This window comes from Paenalcaligenes sp. DL 309 (genome assembly GCF_057475285.1).
In genome coordinates, this window is record NZ_JBYBKW010000007.1 from 1 (window position 1) to 20,192 (window position 20,192).

A 20,192-nucleotide genomic window follows, 5' to 3' on the forward strand; every position below is an offset into this window, starting at 1 on the left:
CTGCCCTGACGCATAACTTTTTACAAGATATAGCTTAAGTTCTGCACTATATTTAGCCATAGAAAAACCCCAAAAGGTTGGAAGGGTGTCCAACTTCTTGGGGTCAGTTCAAATTGGGACTGGATGCTTTTAGCTCCTGTCCTTTGGGTTTTACTGTGCCTATTATGGCCCAACTTTACAGTAGAGCCCGTCTGGCGTGTGCTTGCCTTCACTCTCATCGCTACCTTTTATTTACTCTTTGCCCTAAGAGAAATTCAACCGTTTTGGCGAAAAAACTCCCAGACAACCTTGCCTCTGACTATGGTGTTAATTGGCATTATCCTTTTTTATAACTATAGATTAGCCTTAACCGTTGGCGATTTTCAATTTTGGTCACTGGATCCCGATGCGGAAATCACCCTTTTCGTAGCGATGATTATGTTCATCTGTCTAAGTTTTACCACCTTAATGCTAGTACGCGGCCGAGAGGAGTATCAGCACAAGCTAGCCGCCCTACAAGATAGCCTAACCCAAATCCCCAACCGACGCGCATTATTTGATCAGGCTCCCATCACTATCCAAAAAGCAGTTAATCAACAAAAATAAGTGGCTTTGTTAATGTGTGATCTAGATAATTTTAAAAAAATTAATGATCAATATGGACATGATATTGGTGATCAAGTATTGAAACTCTTTGCTCAGGTGTTAAAAGATGTTATAGCTGAACAGGGCTATTATGCTCGTCTCGGTGGTGAAGAATTTGTTATGCTCTTTATGGCCAAAAGTCTTCCAGAGATAAACGAACTCGCTTTGAATGTTCTGCAAGAACTAGCGTGCCGTAGTAAACGTGAGCTATCAATTTGCGTAACCTCTAGTATTGGGATTGCTACCGCAACCCAGGCAGGCTATAACCTACACAAGTTACTTATCTGTGCCGATGAGGCCTTATATCAAGCAAAGGCAGACAACCGTAACTGCGTACGCATGTGGTCGTCTGATGGATTAAGTGCGTAAAGGCAACACGCAAACCACGCTATAAAACGTAAGAATTAAAGCAATTAGCGTAATAGCACTTGCTTTATTTTTATAGGTAGGCTATATTAATACTTCTGACGCGGGATGGAGCAGCATGGTAGCTCGTCGGGCTCATAACCCGAAGGTCGTTGGTTCAAATCCAGCTCCCGCAACCAAATTTGAAAGCCTCGAATATTAATTTATTCGGGGCTTTTTTTGTTTTTGCAGGCATGGCCCCACCCCCTACAAGGGTTACAAACAGTGGCTATTCGCGTCCCTTTCTTCTCTGCACTCGTAAGACCCCATTTCAAATTCTCTACAAATCCACGGACGATTTTCGTAAATAGTGCACATAAAGGTGCTACGGTCTATGGCTGAGCACCAGCCATCTTCTAAACGCAACATGGTTTCTGAACCCCACTTATCTACGGCGATATGCTCATCGGGTACTCCCGTATCACTGATGAGCAAAACCTCTAAACGACAACAATACGCTTTACAGTTTGTGCAACTGATTTCGTTTTTGAGAATATTTTTGATAGGGATGGTGCTCATAAAATAATTATTGAATCACAAAAGCCGTAAAAAACAAGTCTTGAATACGAGGAGTAGTTAAAGGGCTATTATCGTAGGATTGACTTAACGAATTTAATAAAGAATCAACTAGCTGCTGACGCCCTTCAGGTGTTTGTACATGTACGGAATTTTGCTCGGAAAGAATACGTAAAATCCGATCACGTACAAGAGGTTTATAGTTCTCTAGCAACTTCAAAGAAGCTTCATCCGCTACTTGCGGAGTAATAGCCACGTGAATAATACGTGAGCGCGATCCATCAGTAATAGTTGCTGTAAAAGGCTCTAATGTAAAAAACAACGGTTTTTCTGAAGGTATGGGTACTGACCTTGCTTCTTTTTCAATAGGCTCTATTACATTTTTTTGCGAATTTATGCCTAAACCCATAAACTCAGCACTCGCGGGCCATGTAAAATAAATGGTAGTTCCTATGCTCATTAACATCACAATAACAATAAGTAAAAGCAGCATAAGAATCCGTTTAAAACTAAATCGCTTGGCTGGCTGTTTAGATAAAGAAACTTGTTCCGTATTATTACTCGCATTACGGCCTGTTTTCGCCCTAGGCATAGATTTAAATGTAGGCATAATTGTTTTTCTAGAAACGCATAAGAAAAAGGTATTTTTAACTGTAAATAAAATTCGTCAAAGATTAGAGGAAGTTTTTTGAAAAAGCATTAAGCAAACAATGAGTGTAGAGGTGATGGAAGCTCACCCTACACTCATTGTTAAAAAACACATCATTAATTATTGCTGAAAGTGTTCTCTCAATAAATTATTAACTTGCTCAGGCAACTCTACCTCAGGAAGATGACCAATATCTTTAAAAACCTCAAGGCGACCATTAGGCAAATACTCTAAAACCGCCTCGGCCCCTTCAAGAGAATTCACACGATCCACATCGCCATGGATCAACAAAACAGGAAACGTCAGTTTAGGGCCGGAAAGCTCTGGTTGATAAGAGGAATCAAGACCTAGCCCTATACCTCCCAGAAACCCTTCCGGATTCGTCGCGCGCAATACATGACGTACTTCTTCAACAGTTTCAGGAGTAGCATTAGGCCCTAATAACGCATTTACCCGCTCGCCGAAACCGTATCCTCCACTGGATACTTGGGCCCGTCGCTGCACCATTATTTTATTCACTTCTTCCTCAGGAACGTTTCGCCCAAGGCCTGTTCCAGTAAAGGCCATTCTAATTACTTGCTCGGGATAATGCATACCAAAACATTGGGCGACGCGACTTCCAAACGAATTACCCACAATATTCACGCGCTCTAACTCTAAAGATTTAAGAAAATCTTTTAAGCTATCGGCATAATCTTTGCAGCTAGGCCGCTCTGATTTAAAACCATCTGTAAGCATATAGCCTGGCGCATTCCAACCTATAACTCGAAAATCATCACTAAGCCCATTATATTGATGACGCCAATGCATGGAATTTGCACCCACCCCGTGCAAAAAGATAATAGGAGGAGCCTCTGCGGAACCTGCCTCCATATAACTCCAGCGGTCACCTGTGTAGTTGCTCTGAGATTCTTTGGGTATTTCAGAAAATTGAAGCTCTGGTAGAGTTGAAGCTTCTACCGCTTGAGCTTGCCCTACAGCTGAAAAAGCAAAAACAACTGATGCGGTCAAAGTAGCAAGCGTTTGGAAGGTGTACGTCGTCATTTAAATCTCCTTCGTTTATGATTGACGAAAACGAAACGGAGAAATGATTAATTAATTTATTTTTCTCCGCTCCCTTCACGAGTCTAACGATTAAAATTAGCTCTCACAAGAAAAAACTGCCAAATACATATCCTATACGTAACCACATCAAAACTTTCTATATAAATCCGGACAAAATCATCATTGTAGCTAGAAACAATCTGTATTACTGAGTCTATACTGAGCTGATGAAATCTTTTTACTTATTTCTAGCTAAATGGCGCACCCCTACCACAAAGCGTTTTTCGGGTAATACCACTGAAATGTCAGCTCAACAGGCTAAAAAAATAATACAGATATTTAATCAACTAGCGATTGAAAACTACTTAAGAGACTCCTCTATTTCTCTTTTAGCTCAACAAATTAATCCATTTATAACGTGTTATTTAAGAGAAAAATCAAAGTGGCATGAAGTTCTTGACGTCATCACAGTCTATCAAGTAGAGCAAATTGTGCGGTATACGCCTATTGAGCAACATGTAGATAAATTAAGAGCACACTATGAAAAAACCACTTTAGATAAACGTCAACATTTTCACGATCAAGTCGAATCAAATCCACTTACCGAAGAACAACGTCTAGCTGTCATACGAAATAATGATCGTAATCTAGTATTAGCGGCAGCAGGCACGGGGAAAACCTCGGTGATCGTGGCTAAAGTGCTGGATTTAATTGATAGTAACAAGGCCTCTGCTACCGATATTCTTGTACTAGCTTATAACACCGCCGCAGCCCAAGAACTTAGAGAACGACTTAGCCAGCGTGCACAGCAGTTAGGTCTAGAGATGAAAAGCAAACCCCACATCATGACTTTTCATGCTTTAGGTCGCATGATACTGCAACAAGCGCAACTCCCTACCTACCTCTCTGTATTCGTCAATGATTCTTTGAAACGTGAAATATGGCTTTCAAACTGGCTTACTGAACGATTAAAAACCGACTCAAAAACCTTACTTAGTTTTATTGAAGTTTCTACAAAACCCACCAATCCTTTTAATTTTCAAAATGAAAGTGAATACCAAAAGTACATACGTGACAACGAACTTCGTACCTTACAAAACGAAAAAGTAGATAGTTATGAAGAATTATTTATAGCAAATTGGTTATTTTTGCACTCCGTTAACTACCGCTACAAACCACGTCTTATTTCAACAAAAGAAGGCACAAAAATCGGTATTCATAATACGGCTAATTTTCATTTACTAGATGGGAATAATCAAAATACATACTTCATAAAACCACGGCATTTCAAGGGAGATGAAGCTAGACTAGAGAAAAGATTGAGTTTCATAATAAAAAAAACAGGTATTAAAACGGCACCTAAACCCAGTGAGGAAGTTTTTCAAACTCTCAACAAAAATGGTTTTATTTTAGAAGGTGTGCAACTCTACCTGAAGTGCTTACAGGCCATTCGTACCGAGCAACTTAACCCCGAAAGCATCTTAGAAAGACTGCAATTAGCAAAAGTTAATAAAGCCAAGAAACAAGCGGCTTTTTTATGGGAAATAGTTGAGGCTTATAAAGCAGAGCTTTTACGCCAAGAAACCATTGATTTTGATGATATGATTCTTCGCTCTATAAAGACCCTACAGACCCAACAGTTCACCCCTGTTTGGCAACATATATTAATTGATGAATTTCAAGATATTTCTGGTGCTAGGATGGAGTTAATTAAATCGTTAATTAACTTTGGGCCAAAGCCACATCTAACTGCCGTAGGCGATGATTGGCAAGCGATCTATCGCTTTGCTGGTGGTAAGCTCGAGCTCACTACGCAGTTCGATACGTTAGTAGGCTCTAATACGAAAACCATGCTGCAAAAAACCTTTCGCTATAACAATAACATTGCGGAAGTGGCAGGCCATTTTGTAATGCAAAATCCCCAGCAATTTAAAAAACATATAAAAACCCATCATCAGGTTTCTGAACCTCAGATTTATCTGCTAGATAGCCGCACCAAAGAAAATGAAAATAAGATCGAACAGCGTGCCTTGCAAGTGATAGAGACCATTCGTAAACATGATCCTACAGGCTCTATCGCTGTACTGGCACGTTATCGATACCTTTTAAAAAATACACAAACATACATTGCTACTAAATATAGGGAAAATATGAACTACTGGACCTTTCATGGTGCTAAAGGTTTAGAGGCCGACTATTGTATTTTACTTGGTTTTTTTAAGGGTAAGGTAGGTTTCCCTAATCAAAGTAGCAATGATGCGCTGCTAGAAGCCTTATTACCTAGCTTAGATAACTTTCCGCACTCGGAAGAAAGACGCTTATTCTATGTGGCGCTCACAAGAGCCAAGAAAAAATCGTATATTATTGCCGATTCTACAGCACCTTCTGCATTTGTAGATGAACTGCTTGCGGCAGATTATGAAATTCATGTAGCGCCGCCATTCTTGAAAAAAAGCGCTCAATAGTGAGATACTCTACTAGATTAATAGCTTCATAAATTAAATACGACAAGGAAAGAGTGATGGGTTCATATTACCAATTAATAGATAAAAAAACTGAACACAAGGATAAGGGTACTGTAGTTAAAGCGCATTACCGCTCTACCCATCACGCACAAGGTGCCTGGAATCCACATGAACAACACATGGGCCCAGTCAGTGGCATCATAGCTACTGAATTAGATGCTTTTTCACCCCGCTCTGATATGCGTTTAGCTCGTCTGAGTTTTGATATTTTTGGTCTGATTCCTGCAGGTGAGTTCACCATCACAACGCGTATTATTCGGCCAGGAAAAACCATAGAATTGCTGGAAGCAGAAATGCAAGCGAATAACAGAATATGTGTGGTCGCTAGAGCGTGGCGAATGCGTGTTCAAGACAGTAAAGAAATAGCCGGTCTAGAAGATCAGCCGGTTTCTCACCCCGACAGCTTAAAGTACTGGGATGGTTTGAAACATTGGCCCGGTGCCTATGTTGAAAGCCTTATAGCAAAAACTGATGAAAATCATCGTGCAGGAAAAGGGATCGTGTGGTTAACTAATGACAAAGAAATGCTGGATAGTCAAACAACCAGTGATTTTTCTCACCTTATGGGGATGGTGGATGCCGCTAATGGCATCGCAGCTAGGCAGCAAAAGGAAATCGCATGGGGATTTCCAAATCTGGACTTGCAAATTCATATGCACCGCTACCCCACGGGTAAATGGTTAGGTTTAGAAGCTGTACAGCAATATGGCGCTGATGGTATAGGTCTCACCAGCGCCATATTGCATGATACTCAAGGGCCTTTTGGCCGCAGTGAGCAAATTTTAACCTTAAGGAAGGTTGAGTAATTAACCAAACACTTTCAAACGCTTTTCAATTGGCTCAAAAGTTTTTTCACCAGCAGGCTGCGCAATGCCACCAAATACCATTTGTGCCACTAAGCTCCAATTTGCATCCACTTCCCACGTGCTGGCTACTTGCTCGTCAATCACCGGGTTATAGTGTTGCAAGTTAGCACCAATATTTAAACTCGCTAAAGCAGTCCAGAGTACATATTGGTGCATACCACTGGTGTGATCTGACCAAGAAGGGAATTTATCAGCATAGAGTGGGGCTTGCTCTTGTAAAGCTTTGACTACGCTTTGGTCTTCAAAGAAGAGAATAGTACCTGCTCCGGCTTTAAAGCCATCAATTTTTTGCTGAGTAGGTACAAACCTCTCTTCATCATTAACGATACTACGTAGTGTGTCTTCAGTGATTTGCCATAGTTTTTGATGTTCATCACCAAATAAAACAATAATACGTGAAGACTGTGAGTTAAAAGCAGAGGGCGTATGCAAAATCGCATGCTCAACCACTTTTAAAAGCTCTTCTTTAGATACCGGTAATTGATCGTTCAGCGCATAAATGGAACGACGGGTTTCAGCAACTTGTTGTAATGTTTGTAATTTAGACATAATAATTATTCTTAAATATTAAATATTGATATATGTTAATGATTAATGGTTAATGGTTAACGGTTAATTAGTTTATTAATTTACTTATTCTTTGAAGCCTGCGGGTAACGGAGGCGCCACCAAACGTTTGAGATCAGAATCAACCTCCCCAAAACGCGGGTGGTAATTATTCCAATCAAGAATAGATTGCTCAATTTCAGCCTTGTTATCAGCAACAAAATTCCACCATAGCAATACCTTTTGTCTTAAGGGCTCACCACCAAGGAACATCAATCGGGTACCTTTTTTGGCCGTAATTTTTATGCTTTTTTGATCGCTAATATCAGCTTCGTCAAAACGCAGTAATTCATCTTGTTGATAACTCTGATCAGCAAAATCTAAAGCTCCCTGCACAACTAATACACCATACTCAAAACCCGTTTCTAAACTTAGAGTGATGCTAGCATCTGCTAAAAAATGCACATCAATACCTACCAGCTTTGAATATTGCAATGTGGGTGCCGTGTGACTCTCTCCTGAGGCCGTAGTGTAGCTGCCAGTGGTTAAAGTGAGAGCTACATCTCCTTCAGTCCAACTCGGTAATTCAGGATAATGATAGAAGCTCGCCTCAATGTCTTGATCACTGGGCAACGCTATCCATAACTGCACTCCATGTAAATCCCGTCCGGCCTCAGCAGAACCGCCTGCATTCGCAAAAGCACTTTGCTCGGTATGACTAATGCCTTGCGTGGGCCCGGTGCCTGCTGTCATCAAATTGACTTGGTTTTTGCTAATAATTTGCTCATTGCCTAAGCTGTCTTTATGCAATATTTCGCCTTCCAAGACCCACGTAAATGTTTGTAGATTAGTATGAGGATGACTACCTACTTGCATACCTGACTCTTCTCTAGCAAAGCTAGCGGGACCTATGTGATCTAAAAAACACCATGCGCCGATCGGCTGCTTGCCTTTATTGGGTAATAGTCTGGCAATAGGTATGCCACCTACATCTGCCAAGCGTGGTTTTAAGGTTTGAATACTCATGGTTTTTGCTTTATGTACTGGTATCTAGATACTAGATACCAGATACTAGATATTAAATGCTTAGTGGAACTTCCATTAATAACACATGTGCTTTCTCTACTATATCCATGGTGATATCCTCTGTATTCCATATCCCTAAACCATCTCGGGTATCTAGGGTTTGACCATTCACCACAACTTGACCGCCAATCACAAACACATACACACCATTGCTTGCATCGCGAAGCTGATAGCTTGGCGTTAGACCCGCATCAAACTCACCTAGACTAAACCAAGCATTTTGATGAATCCATACCCCCGCATCGTCCGGATTAGACGAAAGTACCTGATTAAACTGATTAGGCTGCATAATATCTGCCAAGCTCACCTGCTGATAACGAGGTGCTACATTCATCTTATTTGGAATTACCCAAATTTGTAAAAACTTTACTGGCTCAGTGGCATCGCCATTCATTTCAGAATGCGTAATACCCGTACCTGCAGACATCACTTGGATTTCACCGGTTTCTATTACCCCTTTATTGCCTATGCTATCGCCATGGCTAAGCTTACCGGATAAAGGGATACTGATGATTTCCATATCCCGGTGCGGGTGTACACCAAAACCTTGGCCACCAAGCACCTGGTCATCATTAATTACCCGTAACGCACCAAACCCCATGCGATCAGGGTCGTAATAGTTAGCAAAACTAAAGGTATGGTTGCTTTTTAACCAGCCATGATTTGCAGTACCACGAGAATTGGCAGCATGATAAATTGTTTTCATAATAAGATATCCTCAACTTGTTATTTTTATTGTTTTGTTATTTTGTTAACTCTAAACGATAAAGATATCTTAACTGTTGACCACTCATAGACAAACCGCAATAATTACAAATAATAGTTCTAATTTGGAGAACAATGATGGGACAACTAGAAGATATGGCGTTGTTTGTACGTATTGTGGATGCTGGCAGTATCACCAAAGCAGCCGAACAATTAGATATCGCAAAATCTGCGGTGAGTCGACGCCTCAAAGCGCTAGAAACGCGTCTAGATAGTCAGTTATTAAGCCGAACGACTAGACAATCAAATTTAACGGAAGCGGGTGAATACTACTATCAACGTGCAAACAGTATTTTAAGTAAGGTCGACGCGTTAAATGAGCAAACCAGTGGCTCACCTACGCGCGTTGAAGGCACATTAAGAATGACCGCACCGCTATCATTCGGCTTGATGCATCTGAATGAAATCATTCATGAATACGCGAACCAGCATCCTAATTTAGACTTTGAGCTGGATTTTTCTGATCGGTATATTGATTTGGTAGAAGAAGGCTATGAACTTGCTATTCGCATTGGCGAGCTACAAGATTCAAGTTATCAAGCTAAACGTTTGGCGCTGATTCGTTTTGTACTCTGTGCTAGTCCCGAGTATTTAAGCAAAATGGGGACGCCTAAAACCGCAGAAGACTTAGAAAACCATAAGTTTTTACAATACGGATTGAGTAAGCAAAGTACGCTAAGACTGACTGACCCCCAAGGAAAAAAACACACTGTAGTAACCAGTTCAAAAATAAAAGCCACAAATGGTGAGTTTTTAGTTGATATGGCGGTAAAAGGGCATGGTATTACTTATATGCCCACGTTTATCGCTTATCAAACCTTGGCGCGTGGTGAATTAGTCCCCTTGTTACAGCAGTATCAATTCCCCACCATAAATGCCTACGCCGTTTACCCAAAAAACCGTTTTTTATCTCAACGTTGCCGGTACTTAATAGACTTTATTGCAAAACGTTTTGGGGATAATCCGTATTGGGATCAGCTTTAAAAGCTTTTGTGTTGTTTTGTGCTGTTGTTTTTCAAAAAATGGCAAATTTTTGCAACTAAAGGAGCAACTAAAGTTGCCGTAGGAAAAGCAATTAAAAAAGCAATACCCCATGAATAAAGCCATTCTAATAAGAGACCATCCACAAACCCCATATAAATCACTGTCAACACAAATGACATGATGCACGACATAAATAATGCCATAAAAAATGGGAAGCAGAATCGATCAATTATTGTCATACAAACTCCTAATATTCCTAAAATAAATTATTCAATTATTACATTGCTCTATAAATCGTTACTATTTACGCTGTTCAATGTGAGTGAGGCGTTCTGATAAGGCTTGTAGCTTTTCCATTATTTGTTGATTACTTTTATTTTGTTCACTTTCTCTTTTTTCTAAAACCATTAACATTATTTTTTCCCGTCGAGCGATATCGTTTAGCATTTTTTGCTCCCGCTTTTCCTGCTCAGCACGTAAGGTTTTTACTGTGTCTTCTAAGAGCCTTTCTATTTCAGTCATTTATTCACTCAGTTTATTGATTAACAAGGACTTTCAAATGTTTAAAGCTAATACATTGACACGAACTCTCATGGCAAGCGTAATGGCAGGAGCCATTGCATTACCGAGTATCGCTCATGCTTGTACTTCATTACTCTATACCGATGCCAACGGCGCGCCTTATGCCGGTAGAACCATGGAGCTGCCTATGGAACTACCCTATGAGGCGACTTACTTTCCTAAAGGAACAGATTTTAGCTCTAAAGCCGACGATCAAGCTGCTTTAAATTTTCAGAGTAAATTTGGTTTTATGTCATTGACCGTTCCTGATCCAATCACTAAAGATCTAAAAGTTGTGGAAGGTTTGAATGATCAAGGGCTCAGTTTTAGTGTGCTTGCTTATGCTAGCACTGAAGGCCCTAAAGATATGCTGAAAAAAACCACTGATGTGCTAGCAGCCATTGATTTGGGAGCTTGGGCTTTATCTCAGTTTGGTAGTGTAAAAGAAGTTAAAGCCGCGCTTGAAGAACAGCCGGTATTAGTCACAGCCTTATTACCGCTGGGTATATTGAAAACTCCTTTTCATTATACGCTACACGACGCTAATGGTGACTCTCTAGTTATTGAATTCTCTAACGGCGAACAAAACGTGATTGATAATCCGATTGGTGTGATGACTAATGGTCCTGAATTTGCTTGGCACATGACCAATCTCAATAATTACACCTTTTTGAATAATAAAGATCAGTCTAAGCTTGAACTTAATGGCGTGCATTTCGAACAACCCGACTCAGGCATTGCCACCGTTGCTCTACCGGCCTCAAACACTTCCGTGGGCCGATTTGTGCGCGCTGTTTATTATTCTCAATTTGCTGAAAAAGCTAAGACTCCTGAGAAAGCCCTTAGCACCTTAGCACATGTGATGAATAACTTTGACCGCCCGCGTGGTATCACCATGGATAATCGTTTCACCGGTGAAATAGCCAACATCACTGCACCCGGTGTGGAAGGTCATCCCGTGTACACAACGGAATATACGTCTTGGACCGCCTTGTCAGACCTGCGTCAATTACAGTTCAGTGTACGCAGCTACGCTAACATGAATTATATTAATTTCGATTTGGCGGCTTTAGCGAATGAAAAAGAGAAGAAATCCATCAAGTTAGATAAGATTCCGGTAGAAATGACGGCAGGCAATCAGGCGCTACTGGCAGCAAAATAAACGCTTAGAAGCTTCACAAAAAAAGCGCTCTATATCAAGGAGCGTTTTTTTTAATCAGTAAATTTAAAACTATACTTGCAAATAAGAATCATTCGCATATCATATATCATTCTCATCTCTAATCACTCAAGGAATTCATGATGCGTTTGAACTTATCCACCGTTTTTCGAGTACTCCCTTCGGTACTAAGTCTACTCCTAGCCAGTGCCGCCTTATCAGTACAAGCAGAAGAGCTATTAACTATTAAACATGCCCAAGGAGAAACTCAAGTACAAAAACACCCTAAAACTGTGGCGGTACTCGATTGGTCTACCTTAGACACCATGGCAGTGTTAGGGCTTGAAGCCCAAGGCATCCCCAATTCTAACGTCCTACCGCCAATGTTAGAACAATATGCGGACGATCGTTTTGTAAAAGTAGGGACATTATTTGAGCCTGATTATGAAGCACTACAAAACCTTAAACCCGATTTAATTATTTTGGGGCGCCGCGCGGGTGGGAAATATAACGAAGTGAGTAAATACGGCCCTACCCTTGACCTCACCCCTGACCCAAGCGATATGCTAAATAGCGTAGTTCGTAATACGGAAATTTTAGGTCAAATTTTTGATCGTGAAGAACAATCCCATGCGTTAACGGAAAAATTGCAAAACTCAGTGCAAGAGTTGCAGACTTTAAGTGCTGATCAAGGCACAGGATTAACCTTACTGACCACTGGTGGCAAAATGAGTGCGTTTGGCATGGGGACACGGTTTGGCATGATCAATGATGTGTTTGGCGTTCAGCCTGCCGTGGCCGATTTGAAAGTCGGTAGGCATGGTCAAGCCGTGTCGTATGAGTTTTTGTTAGAAGCGAATCCTGACTGGTTATTTGTCATGGACCGAGATGCAGCCATTGGTCGCGAAGGGGTGGCATCACAGCAAATGATGGATAACGAGTTAGTGGCAGCCACAAAGGCCGGTGCCAAGGGGCAAATCGTTTATCTTGACCCTGTTAGCTGGTATTTATTAGATAACAGTGGTTTAGGCGTTATGCAAACCAGTGTGGATCATTTGTTGCAGGTGTTTGCTAAATAAAAAATCAATGCAAAACATGACGTCTTCCCCTGCACAACCCCGTTTATTCTGGTGGTTATTCGGCTTCATACTACTTGTTTTTGTACTGTCTATTATCAGTTTAAATGTAGGTGCCAGCCGTATGAAGTTGCTGCACTTGTTTACACAACCTGATGATAGGGTAACGCAGTTGCTATTTGTAAGCCGGTGGCCGCGTACCTTGGCCTTAATTTTAGCGGGAGCGGCTTTAGCAGTGTCGGGGTTAATTTTGCAAATGCTAGCTCGTAATCGATTGGTTGATCCTTCTATGGTTGGCACCGTGGATGCAGCTACGCTTGGCCTCTTGCTCTGCACACTTGCTGCACCCGGTATGGTCTTATGGCTTAAGTTTAGTGTGGTGACAATTTTTGCTGTGCTAGGCACCCTACTCTTTTTATCGGTGCTTAAACGCATCCCTTTACGTTCAGCACTACTAGTACCTTTAATAGGATTGGTGCTGGCGGGTGTAATTAGCGCAGGCAATCAGCTATTAGCGCATCAATTTGAGCTAACCCAAGCACTTAGATCGTGGAACAGTGGTGATTTCTCCGCTATTTTACGGGGTCGTTACGAACTGCTTTGGGTGGCTGCAGGCATCACGCTACTCGCTCTATTTTTGGCTGATCGTTTTACAGTGATTGGCATGGGAAAAGATTTTGCCACCAATGTAGGCGTGAACTATCAAGGACTATTAGCGGTAGGCATATTGCTGATAGCCATGATTAGCGCCAGCGTAGTTGTTATTACAGGCGCCCTACCCTTTATTGGTTTGATCGTGCCTAATGTCATTCGTTTCATTACAGGCGATAATTTGCGTAGAGCTATTCCCTTGGTGGCATTAGCCGGTTCAGCGCTCATGTTAGCCGCTGATTTACTCGGTAGGCTTTTAATTCATCCTTATGAAATCCCTTCTGCAAATATACTTGCTATCGCCGGTAGCCTCGTCTTTTTGGTTATTTTATTACGAGGGCGCAAGCAATGGGCTTAACTACACGCGGTAAATTACTCGTCGGCATCACGGCAGTGTTGGCTTTGCTCAGCATGGTGAGTTTTATGACGCTCAATGTACAAAGTGAATGGGGTTTTATTGTGCCCTATAGAGGTAGCCGCTTGCTTGGTATGGTGCTTGTGGCAGTCACCATGGGCTTAGCCACGGTGGTATTCCAATCCATTACCCATAATCGCATTTTAACGCCATCACTCATGGGCTTTGATGTGTTGTATGTATTAGTGCATGCCATCGCTTTACTATTTTGGAGTACTAAGTACGGCGCTGCTGTACCTATGGAGCTTCGATTTATCGTTGAAGTGGCCACAATGGTAGCCATTGCATTACTGCTATTTCGTCTACTATTTAACGATTCGGTACGCGGCCTGCATATGCTTATCTTATTGGGGATAGTGGGTGGCTTGTTATTTCGTGAATTAGCCGATTTAGCCTTACGTGTGTTTGACCCTAGCGAGTTTTCCATACAACAAGGCAGTGGCATCGCCAATTTTAATCGTATTAATCTCAAGTTGTTATGGATCGGTGGGATAGGTGCTATTTTATGCAGCGCGTTGTTATTTCATTGGCGTCGCCAGCTAGATGTGCTGAACTTAGGCCGTGATGTGGCGATTAATCTGGGCATTCCCTACACGAAAACTGTGACGTGGATGATGTTACTGATCTGCGTATTAATTTCCATTAGTACGGCTCTGGTGGGGCCTATGCTGTTTTTTGGTTTGCTGGTAGCAAATGTGGCGTATTGGTTAACGGGTAGTCATCTACATCGTTGGACCTTACCCACCAGCGTACTAGCGGGCATTGTTTTCCTCGTAGGCGGCCAGGTGGTGTTTGAGCATCTACTTAGTTCTAGTTTGCCGTTAGCCATGGTGATCGAGCTGTGTGGTGGTGTGTTATTTATTGTATTGCTATTACGTGGAGCCAAATAAACGATGATTGAAACGCATGCAGTAAGCAAAAAATATCAAAATACATTAGTCGTGGATGGCGTGAATCTACAAATCGCCGAAGGTGGACTGACCGCCATTATTGGTCCCAACGGCGCAGGTAAATCCACCTTATTATCGATGATAAGCCGCCTAACGCCCATGAGCGCAGGCAGTGTGGAAATTGATGGCTTGGATGTGACTCGTACTCCCGGGCCTGAACTGGCTAAACGTTTAGCCATACTACGCCAACATAACGAATCCACCTTGCGGCTAACCGTTCGGGATTTGGTTGCTTTTGGTCGTTTTCCTCACTCTGCAGGACGTTTAACCGCGGAGGATCAACAGCATATAAATGATGCCATTCATTATCTGGAGCTGGGTGAATACCAACATAGACATTTGGATGAGCTGTCGGGTGGACAACGCCAACGCGCCTATGTGGCCATGGTGTTATGCCAAGACACGCATTATGTGCTGCTCGATGAGCCCCTGAATAATATTGACATACACCATGCAGTAGGCATGATGCAATTACTACGCCGTGCAGCAGATGAAAAAGGGAAAACCATAGTGGTAGTACTGCACGATATCAACTTTGCCTCTTGCTATGCCGATCAGATTGTGGCTATGCGACGTGGCCAATTAGCCTATCAAGGCACAACTGAGGAAATTATATGTAGTGAGGTGTTAAGCGATCTTTATGAAATTCCTATGCAGGTGCATGAGTTAGATGGGCAGCGAATTTGTGTTTATTTTCGTTAAACAAAAAAGGCCTCACCATCAATTTTGATAATGAGGCCTATAACCTAAAACCGTTAATAATTATAAAACCAAGCGGTTAATTCCTAGCTTTTATAGCTGTTTTGTGCAGTAGTAAAAATCTACACACTCGTATTCACCGGACTCCATACGTTTATTCGCTTCAGCGGCTGTTGCTGCTGGTGGAACAATCACACGATCACCAGGCTGCCAGCCTTCAGGTGTGGCCACATTGTGCTCATCACTAGTTTGCATGGCATCTAGCATACGGATGAACTCAGGAATGGAACGACCATTGCTCACTGGGTAATACACCATCGCGCGCAATATGCCTTCTGGATCAATCATGAAAGTAGCGCGAACAGCTGAAGTATCATCAGCGCCTGGGTGAATCATGCCGTAAGCACGTGCTACATCCATTTTCAAATCCGCAATAATGGGAAAAGGAATATCTACACCAAACTTCTCTTTGATGTTGCGCATCCATGCAATGTGGGAATGACTGCTATCTATAGATAAACCTAATAACTCACAATTACGTTTATTGAACTCCGGTGCCATTTCAGCAAAAGCAATAAATTCAGTGATACACACTGGCGTGAAGTCAGCCGGATGAGAGAACAGCACCAACCATTTACCTTTGTAGTCATCTAAACTCTTATTACCGTCTGTAGTAGGTGCGTTGAAATCAGGGGCTCGCTCATTTAGACGGGGTAAACCATAGACCATAGTATCTGTTGTTTGCATATTCTTTTTCCTCGTTGTTTGTTTGATAATTCAATGTAACAAGATAACATCAATTAGTTAAATTCTATTTATCTATTACACTAATAGTCTCCTGCTATAACGCCTTATGCTTGACCCCGCCTACCACCACCCTGCCCTCTGCCCTGGCCTTGACCTCGACCTTTCCCCAGCCCTTGGCCACCCCTACCGCCGCCCTCTTCACCGCGGGCAACACAGCGCTGAAAAGCGGGTAAGTGACGTTCTAAGAATGCCTGTTGTAAGTTACGCAACACCTGTAAAAATATCTTCTCTGTTGGTGGCTTTAAAAAGCTCATCATACATATCACCATTGGCAACCTCACCAAAATCTCGAATCACCTGATCATACGTAGTCCATGATAAATACTCATCATCTAGGGCCGTATGGAGCGCCTTTATTTCAGCTTCAGTTAATTGTTTCATAGACATAAGAACTCCTATTCGTTTATTACTCATTTTTATGCTGCCAAATATCATTATACGTTTTTATATAATAATAGAAATGATGTGGGCATTGCGGTGATGATTAAGTTAAGCTACGGGTAGACTTTTACTATGATTTGCAGTGATTACTTCTATGTTTAAAACAACAATTAACAATATTGTGAGTGCTGTGCGAGATACACTATCGAGTCGATATCATTCCAAAGACTTCATTTTTGCCCGCAGCGAATACCTGCGCACGCGCTTAGCGACTATTTGTTTAATCTTTGTGCTCCTAACCCCTTTTTGGGCTGTTTTTGATTGGTTTTTACTCCCTAAACAAGCGTTTAATGTGGTTTTACCAGCCCGAGGAGTTATGTTTATAGGGCTTTTGCTCACCCTATGGGCTAGTAAAAAGACGAATGCATCCACTAAAATGAATTTATTTTTAAGTGGGATGACCTTAGCTTTACCTGCGTTGTTTTATGCCGTGGTGCTCATTAGCCTCTCTTTTATTATTCCCCATTCATTAATAGGTTATAGCTTCATTCCCTTTTTACTGGTGGGAATGCTCAGTATTTTTCCATTTACTTTACTCGAGTCATTGACTTTAGGCTCTGGGTTACTGCTCTTACAATTACTGTCGGGTTTTATTACTGGATCCCCTTTTGGCGCTCAAAGCCTACAAAACCTTTGGCTGCTATTTGCCTTACTCAGTGTGGTTATGACCAGTAATCATTTTCACCTGAGTTTATTACTTCGTCTTTATAGGCAAGCAACGCATGATCCATTAACAGGCTTATTAAATCGAGTTGCCCTAGATCGGCATACGATGCAAATTGAACAGCAAACTCCTCGCCCTAGCACAGCGATAGTACTGCTTGATTTAGATAAATTTAAACAGATTAACGATACACACGGCCACTCCGTAGGCGATCAGGTTTTACGCGGATTTGCTGGCATGTTAAAAGACGAAGCCCAAGAAAATGAAATGATTTGTCGTTATGGCGGTGAGGAATTTCTCGTTATCATCGTTAATATCAATAAAGAAGCGGTGATGGCTGAAGCAGAAAGAATTCGGCTCATCACAGAAAATCTAACTTTCCATACCTTGGAGGGTGCGCCTTTTCACATTAGTGTCAGTCAAGGTATCAGCATGTTACGCGCGCAAGAAACAATAAAAGACGCCATAAAACGCGCCGATGAACGACTTTATATAGCAAAAAGAAAGGGGCGTAATTGCGTGGTAGCAAGCGGATAATGGGAATGTCATTCTATAATAGTGTATTGCACTATGAAATTTCTCCTTTATGAAGCCTCAAAACGTTTATGCAGCTAACCTTACAAACTGACTATGCCATTCGCATTTTGCTTTATACGCAAAAGAACAATGAGCGTTTAGTAAATATCACAGAAATCAGTGATTTCTACCAAATTTCACGTAATCACGTAGCTAAAGTGGTAGCCAACCTAACTCAAAGGGGGTATTTACAAGGGGTACGTGGTAAAGGCGGAGGCGTCAAACTGGGGCAAGCGCCTCGAGATATTAATATAGGTATACTCGTTGAGGCGTTAGAACCCTTAGAAATAGTGGAGTGTTTTGGCTCCAACAATAACTGTGTTATTGCCCCCCAGTGCAAATTAAAGAAAGCACTTCATGAAGCCAAAAAAGCTTTTTTAGATGTACTTAAAACATATACCCTAGAAGATATTCAACTGAATGAACAATCTTTGAAAGTGTATTAAACAGCTAAATTTTTTGCTGTGATTTCCATCCCATCATAAGCAATAGCCACATGATCTGGAAGGTGGTGTTTATTTTCAATAAGCCATGCATCCATTTCATGGCCAATATGAGTAAAAAGTAATTGATCTATGGCTAAGCCTGTACACATGGCTAAGGCACTATTTACATCATTATGGTTGCGTGGTGTGGTGGGTTGCGGAGGAAAAGAGCAATCCACAATGCAGTAATTCATTTTTTTCGTCTTTAACCATTCATACGTACTTGCAGGTAAACCCACCGTATCGGTTAAATAAGCAAGACAAAATGACTCTTTTTCTATTACATAACCAAAACAAGGCCTGGAGTGATTTAAAGGGACTGCAGTAATAGCGGTATCTTGAATCATGCGTGTCTCAAATGCTTGCCAAGGTCGGGAAAAATCTAAAATACCCGGGTGCTTATAGAGATCAGCAAAGCCTACTGGATCATCGGGCCCCCACACCGGTATAGATAAATTCACACCCCAGCGCAAATGCAGTAAACCTTGAGCATGATCCGCATGATAATGCGTTTGTAAGATCCCATCTAAACTGGGAGCTGGAAACAGCTCACATAAGTCCATACGACCACTGTCAATGAGCCACTGCTGCTCCTCTAAAATTAATACGGCACTACAAGGTCGACGTTTAAATTTCTCGTTTTGTTGTGCTAAAGTGCAAGCAGGACACGAGCAATTATAAACGGGTAGCTGCGCTGAATCTCCTGTACCTAAAAAAGTTAACTTAAAGCTCATTTTGCTTCTCCTTACGGTGGTGATACTCGAATCCAAGCTTGTTTCGCCGCACTTTCCATAGAAGCCCAGCGCAGTAAACGCGCAACCACGCGTACAAAAGCGGTACGTCTTATTATGCCTACGGAGGATGGAGAATACTTAAATATAGATTGTCCCCACTTCGGAACCAAATCGAGAGCTGAGTTCAAAAAAATCGTGCCTGTAACAGAGGCATTTTTTCCTTGGCGCGCTTCCAAACAAAGAATTTTATAGACTTCCTCAACTCGGTGCCCGCCCTCTAGTAAGTGAGTTTTCGACTCTAAATAAGCTATCAAATCGGCCCAACTTTTCCATTGCACTTCTTCACCCCCTAAAGCACTGAGTACTTGTTGATATTCCTTAAGGTATTGGGCAATTTGTTTTTCTGTTAAGGCATGGGAATGGTAGCGTTGATAGGCTTGAAGGTAACCAAAACACTGTGTGGCATGTACCCAGAGTAATAATTCAGGGTCATTGGCCTGATAAGGTTTACCTTGCTCTGTAACCCCTACGACTGACTGATGAATAAAAGCAATTTTCCTCAGTAACCGTTCAGCTTCTTTTTTGGGCCCAAAAGAAACCACTGACACAAACTGCGCTGTACGCTTCAGGCGGCCAGATAAATCGTCTCTAAAATCGGAATGATCCCACACTCCAGCTAATACCTGAGGATGAATCATTTGCAAATATAAGGCGGTGATTCCACCCACTAGCATCGATGAAAAATCACCATGCACCTTCCAGACCATGGAAGTAGGGCCAAACAAGCCCTTATCACCACACGGTTCTAAAAAATTAACCGGATTTTCTTTTAAACCAACAATATTTTCTATCTTTTTTTGCAGGTGTTTTTTCAGCACGGCTACCCTTCACCTTAATTAACGTCTCATTATGGGACATATTGCTAAAAGATACAGTATTGTACCTCTCTATGGATTTTCTTTTT

General features: G+C 41.7%; 25 protein-coding genes and 1 tRNA gene. 13 read left to right on the forward strand and 13 right to left on the reverse strand.

The features are described from left to right. Window positions 1–123 precede the first annotated feature (123 nt). From AC2UZJ_RS09875 to AC2UZJ_RS09885, 3 genes are all read left to right on the forward strand, one after another. Window positions 124–585, forward strand: coding sequence for a hypothetical protein (locus AC2UZJ_RS09875; protein WP_486949985.1), 462 nt, complete (start codon window positions 124–126; stop codon window positions 583–585). Between the two features lie 12 nt (window positions 586–597). Next, window positions 598–993: a GGDEF domain-containing protein gene (locus tag AC2UZJ_RS09880; RefSeq protein WP_486949986.1), complete on the forward strand. Its 396-nt coding sequence runs from the start codon at window positions 598–600 to the stop codon at window positions 991–993. A gap of 99 nt (window positions 994–1,092) precedes the next feature. Further along, window positions 1,093–1,169, forward strand: a tRNA-Met gene (locus AC2UZJ_RS09885). Window positions 1,170–1,245: 76 nt separating this feature from the next. On the opposite strand, the gene AC2UZJ_RS09890 is transcribed toward AC2UZJ_RS09885, so the two are convergent. The 3 genes from AC2UZJ_RS09890 to AC2UZJ_RS09900 form a co-directional block, all read right to left on the reverse strand. Then, on the reverse strand, window positions 1,246–1,548 hold the full coding sequence (locus AC2UZJ_RS09890) for a YkgJ family cysteine cluster protein (RefSeq protein ID WP_486949987.1): 303 nt from the start codon (window positions 1,546–1,548) through the stop codon (window positions 1,246–1,248). 7 nt (window positions 1,549–1,555) lie between these two features. Then, window positions 1,556–2,155 (reverse strand): flagellar basal body-associated FliL family protein, encoded by a 600-nt coding sequence (locus tag AC2UZJ_RS09895; protein WP_486949988.1) that lies wholly within the window; start codon window positions 2,153–2,155, stop codon window positions 1,556–1,558. A gap of 159 nt (window positions 2,156–2,314) precedes the next feature. Then, a complete protein-coding gene (locus tag AC2UZJ_RS09900) occupies window positions 2,315–3,238 on the reverse strand; it encodes an alpha/beta fold hydrolase (RefSeq protein WP_486949989.1) in 924 nt (307 codons plus the stop codon). A gap of 227 nt (window positions 3,239–3,465) precedes the next feature. On the opposite strand from AC2UZJ_RS09900, the gene AC2UZJ_RS09905 reads away from it, so the two are divergent. Together AC2UZJ_RS09905 and AC2UZJ_RS09910 are read left to right on the forward strand one after the other, a co-directional pair. Continuing rightward, window positions 3,466–5,703 (forward strand): UvrD-helicase domain-containing protein, encoded by a 2,238-nt coding sequence (locus AC2UZJ_RS09905; protein WP_486949990.1) that lies wholly within the window; start codon window positions 3,466–3,468, stop codon window positions 5,701–5,703. 56 nt (window positions 5,704–5,759) lie between these two features. Continuing rightward, window positions 5,760–6,569, forward strand: a complete 810-nt coding sequence (locus AC2UZJ_RS09910; protein WP_486949991.1) for a thioesterase family protein — start codon at window positions 5,760–5,762, stop codon at window positions 6,567–6,569. Here AC2UZJ_RS09910 and AC2UZJ_RS09915 read toward each other — a convergent pair whose 3' ends face one another. From AC2UZJ_RS09915 to AC2UZJ_RS09925, 3 genes are all read right to left on the reverse strand, one after another. Next, the gene (locus AC2UZJ_RS09915; protein WP_486949992.1) at window positions 6,570–7,178 is read right to left on the reverse strand and encodes a nitroreductase family protein; all 609 of its coding nucleotides are present in this window, start codon (window positions 7,176–7,178) and stop codon (window positions 6,570–6,572) included. It lies immediately after the preceding gene. Between the two features lie 84 nt (window positions 7,179–7,262). After that, the gene (locus AC2UZJ_RS09920; RefSeq protein ID WP_486949993.1) at window positions 7,263–8,201 is read right to left on the reverse strand and encodes a pirin family protein; all 939 of its coding nucleotides are present in this window, start codon (window positions 8,199–8,201) and stop codon (window positions 7,263–7,265) included. A gap of 52 nt (window positions 8,202–8,253) precedes the next feature. Next, the gene (locus AC2UZJ_RS09925; RefSeq protein WP_486949994.1) at window positions 8,254–8,967 is read right to left on the reverse strand and encodes a pirin family protein; all 714 of its coding nucleotides are present in this window, start codon (window positions 8,965–8,967) and stop codon (window positions 8,254–8,256) included. 134 nt (window positions 8,968–9,101) lie between these two features. On the opposite strand from AC2UZJ_RS09925, the gene AC2UZJ_RS09930 reads away from it, so the two are divergent. Next, the gene (locus AC2UZJ_RS09930) at window positions 9,102–10,010 is read left to right on the forward strand and encodes a LysR family transcriptional regulator (RefSeq protein ID WP_486949995.1); all 909 of its coding nucleotides are present in this window, start codon (window positions 9,102–9,104) and stop codon (window positions 10,008–10,010) included. On the opposite strand, the gene AC2UZJ_RS09935 is transcribed toward AC2UZJ_RS09930, so the two are convergent. Together AC2UZJ_RS09935 and AC2UZJ_RS09940 are read right to left on the reverse strand one after the other, a co-directional pair. After that, a complete protein-coding gene (locus AC2UZJ_RS09935) occupies window positions 10,007–10,249 on the reverse strand; it encodes a DUF2798 domain-containing protein (RefSeq protein ID WP_486949996.1) in 243 nt (80 codons plus the stop codon). The genes AC2UZJ_RS09930 and AC2UZJ_RS09935 overlap by 4 nt on opposite strands. Window positions 10,250–10,310: 61 nt before the next feature. After that, window positions 10,311–10,532, reverse strand: a complete 222-nt coding sequence (locus AC2UZJ_RS09940; RefSeq protein WP_486949997.1) for a hypothetical protein — start codon at window positions 10,530–10,532, stop codon at window positions 10,311–10,313. A 37-nt stretch (window positions 10,533–10,569) separates the two neighbouring features. Between AC2UZJ_RS09940 and AC2UZJ_RS09945 the strand changes: the two genes are divergently transcribed. The 5 genes from AC2UZJ_RS09945 to AC2UZJ_RS09965 all read left to right on the forward strand — a co-directional run bounded on the left by AC2UZJ_RS09945 (window position 10,570) and on the right by AC2UZJ_RS09965 (window position 15,524). Beyond that, a complete protein-coding gene (locus tag AC2UZJ_RS09945; RefSeq protein WP_486949998.1) occupies window positions 10,570–11,733 on the forward strand; it encodes a linear amide C-N hydrolase in 1,164 nt (387 codons plus the stop codon). Window positions 11,734–11,870: 137 nt separating this feature from the next. Beyond that, window positions 11,871–12,809 carry a siderophore ABC transporter substrate-binding protein gene (locus tag AC2UZJ_RS09950; RefSeq protein ID WP_486949999.1) on the forward strand — a complete coding sequence of 313 codons (939 nt, stop codon included), beginning with the start codon at window positions 11,871–11,873 and terminating at the stop codon, window positions 12,807–12,809. Window positions 12,810–12,825: 16 nt separating this feature from the next. Continuing rightward, window positions 12,826–13,815 carry an ABC transporter permease gene (locus tag AC2UZJ_RS09955; RefSeq protein WP_486950000.1) on the forward strand — a complete coding sequence of 330 codons (990 nt, stop codon included), beginning with the start codon at window positions 12,826–12,828 and terminating at the stop codon, window positions 13,813–13,815. Continuing rightward, window positions 13,806–14,762: an iron chelate uptake ABC transporter family permease subunit gene (locus tag AC2UZJ_RS09960; RefSeq protein ID WP_486950001.1), complete on the forward strand. Its 957-nt coding sequence runs from the start codon at window positions 13,806–13,808 to the stop codon at window positions 14,760–14,762. The genes AC2UZJ_RS09955 and AC2UZJ_RS09960 overlap by 10 nt, the downstream gene beginning before the upstream one ends. Window positions 14,763–14,765: 3 nt before the next feature. Continuing rightward, on the forward strand, window positions 14,766–15,524 hold the full coding sequence (locus AC2UZJ_RS09965; protein ID WP_486950002.1) for an iron ABC transporter ATP-binding protein: 759 nt from the start codon (window positions 14,766–14,768) through the stop codon (window positions 15,522–15,524). A 90-nt stretch (window positions 15,525–15,614) separates the two neighbouring features. Here the strand turns inward: AC2UZJ_RS09965 and AC2UZJ_RS09970 are convergent, their stop codons facing one another. The 3 genes from AC2UZJ_RS09970 to AC2UZJ_RS09980 form a co-directional block, all read right to left on the reverse strand. Continuing rightward, a complete protein-coding gene (locus tag AC2UZJ_RS09970) occupies window positions 15,615–16,268 on the reverse strand; it encodes a peroxiredoxin (protein ID WP_486950003.1) in 654 nt (217 codons plus the stop codon). Window positions 16,269–16,372: 104 nt separating this feature from the next. Beyond that, window positions 16,373–16,537 (reverse strand): hypothetical protein, encoded by a 165-nt coding sequence (locus tag AC2UZJ_RS09975; RefSeq protein ID WP_486950004.1) that lies wholly within the window; start codon window positions 16,535–16,537, stop codon window positions 16,373–16,375. Then, the gene (locus AC2UZJ_RS09980; RefSeq protein WP_486950005.1) at window positions 16,530–16,715 is read right to left on the reverse strand and encodes a hypothetical protein; all 186 of its coding nucleotides are present in this window, start codon (window positions 16,713–16,715) and stop codon (window positions 16,530–16,532) included. The genes AC2UZJ_RS09975 and AC2UZJ_RS09980 overlap by 8 nt, the downstream gene beginning before the upstream one ends. Before the next feature lie 148 nt (window positions 16,716–16,863). On the opposite strand from AC2UZJ_RS09980, the gene AC2UZJ_RS09985 reads away from it, so the two are divergent. Both AC2UZJ_RS09985 and AC2UZJ_RS09990 read left to right on the forward strand, forming a co-directional pair. After that, on the forward strand, window positions 16,864–17,970 hold the full coding sequence (locus AC2UZJ_RS09985) for a GGDEF domain-containing protein (protein WP_486950006.1): 1,107 nt from the start codon (window positions 16,864–16,866) through the stop codon (window positions 17,968–17,970). 68 nt (window positions 17,971–18,038) lie between these two features. Next, window positions 18,039–18,455 (forward strand): Rrf2 family transcriptional regulator, encoded by a 417-nt coding sequence (locus tag AC2UZJ_RS09990; protein WP_486950007.1) that lies wholly within the window; start codon window positions 18,039–18,041, stop codon window positions 18,453–18,455. Here AC2UZJ_RS09990 and phnP read toward each other — a convergent pair. Continuing rightward, a complete protein-coding gene (gene phnP / locus AC2UZJ_RS09995; RefSeq protein WP_486950008.1) occupies window positions 18,452–19,228 on the reverse strand; it encodes a phosphonate metabolism protein PhnP in 777 nt (258 codons plus the stop codon). The genes AC2UZJ_RS09990 and phnP overlap by 4 nt on opposite strands. Window positions 19,229–19,239: 11 nt before the next feature. Further along, window positions 19,240–20,106 (reverse strand): oxygenase MpaB family protein, encoded by an 867-nt coding sequence (locus AC2UZJ_RS10000; protein ID WP_486950009.1) that lies wholly within the window; start codon window positions 20,104–20,106, stop codon window positions 19,240–19,242. Window positions 20,107–20,192: the final 86 nt, after the last annotated feature.

What these genes read in the sequence shown, in the direction of transcription:
- AC2UZJ_RS09920 (WP_486949993.1), bottom strand. Translation starts at nt 8,201, where the DNA reads ATGAGTATTCAAACCTTAAAACCACGCTTGGCAGATGTAGGTGGCATA.
- AC2UZJ_RS09950 (WP_486949999.1), top strand. Translation starts at nt 11,871, where the DNA reads ATGATGCGTTTGAACTTATCCACCGTTTTTCGAGTACTCCCTTCGGTA.
- AC2UZJ_RS09990 (WP_486950007.1), top strand. Translation starts at nt 18,039, where the DNA reads ATGCAGCTAACCTTACAAACTGACTATGCCATTCGCATTTTGCTTTAT.
- AC2UZJ_RS09945 (WP_486949998.1), top strand. Translation starts at nt 10,570, where the DNA reads ATGTTTAAAGCTAATACATTGACACGAACTCTCATGGCAAGCGTAATG.
- AC2UZJ_RS09940 (WP_486949997.1), bottom strand. Translation starts at nt 10,532, where the DNA reads ATGACTGAAATAGAAAGGCTCTTAGAAGACACAGTAAAAACCTTACGT.
- AC2UZJ_RS09970 (WP_486950003.1), bottom strand. Translation starts at nt 16,268, where the DNA reads ATGCAAACAACAGATACTATGGTCTATGGTTTACCCCGTCTAAATGAG.
- AC2UZJ_RS09875 (WP_486949985.1), top strand. Translation starts at nt 124, where the DNA reads ATGCTTTTAGCTCCTGTCCTTTGGGTTTTACTGTGCCTATTATGGCCC.
- AC2UZJ_RS09915 (WP_486949992.1), bottom strand. Translation starts at nt 7,178, where the DNA reads ATGTCTAAATTACAAACATTACAACAAGTTGCTGAAACCCGTCGTTCC.
- AC2UZJ_RS09935 (WP_486949996.1), bottom strand. Translation starts at nt 10,249, where the DNA reads ATGACAATAATTGATCGATTCTGCTTCCCATTTTTTATGGCATTATTT.
- AC2UZJ_RS09905 (WP_486949990.1), top strand. Translation starts at nt 3,466, where the DNA reads ATGAAATCTTTTTACTTATTTCTAGCTAAATGGCGCACCCCTACCACA.
- AC2UZJ_RS09960 (WP_486950001.1), top strand. Translation starts at nt 13,806, where the DNA reads ATGGGCTTAACTACACGCGGTAAATTACTCGTCGGCATCACGGCAGTG.
- AC2UZJ_RS09895 (WP_486949988.1), bottom strand. Translation starts at nt 2,155, where the DNA reads ATGCCTACATTTAAATCTATGCCTAGGGCGAAAACAGGCCGTAATGCG.
- AC2UZJ_RS09900 (WP_486949989.1), bottom strand. Translation starts at nt 3,238, where the DNA reads ATGACGACGTACACCTTCCAAACGCTTGCTACTTTGACCGCATCAGTT.
- phnP (WP_486950008.1), bottom strand. Translation starts at nt 19,228, where the DNA reads ATGAGCTTTAAGTTAACTTTTTTAGGTACAGGAGATTCAGCGCAGCTA.
- AC2UZJ_RS09890 (WP_486949987.1), bottom strand. Translation starts at nt 1,548, where the DNA reads ATGAGCACCATCCCTATCAAAAATATTCTCAAAAACGAAATCAGTTGC.
- AC2UZJ_RS09965 (WP_486950002.1), top strand. Translation starts at nt 14,766, where the DNA reads ATGATTGAAACGCATGCAGTAAGCAAAAAATATCAAAATACATTAGTC.
- AC2UZJ_RS09880 (WP_486949986.1), top strand. Translation starts at nt 598, where the DNA reads ATGTGTGATCTAGATAATTTTAAAAAAATTAATGATCAATATGGACAT.
- AC2UZJ_RS09925 (WP_486949994.1), bottom strand. Translation starts at nt 8,967, where the DNA reads ATGAAAACAATTTATCATGCTGCCAATTCTCGTGGTACTGCAAATCAT.
- AC2UZJ_RS09955 (WP_486950000.1), top strand. Translation starts at nt 12,826, where the DNA reads ATGACGTCTTCCCCTGCACAACCCCGTTTATTCTGGTGGTTATTCGGC.
- AC2UZJ_RS09910 (WP_486949991.1), top strand. Translation starts at nt 5,760, where the DNA reads ATGGGTTCATATTACCAATTAATAGATAAAAAAACTGAACACAAGGAT.
- AC2UZJ_RS09930 (WP_486949995.1), top strand. Translation starts at nt 9,102, where the DNA reads ATGATGGGACAACTAGAAGATATGGCGTTGTTTGTACGTATTGTGGAT.
- AC2UZJ_RS09980 (WP_486950005.1), bottom strand. Translation starts at nt 16,715, where the DNA reads ATGTCTATGAAACAATTAACTGAAGCTGAAATAAAGGCGCTCCATACG.
- AC2UZJ_RS09985 (WP_486950006.1), top strand. Translation starts at nt 16,864, where the DNA reads ATGTTTAAAACAACAATTAACAATATTGTGAGTGCTGTGCGAGATACA.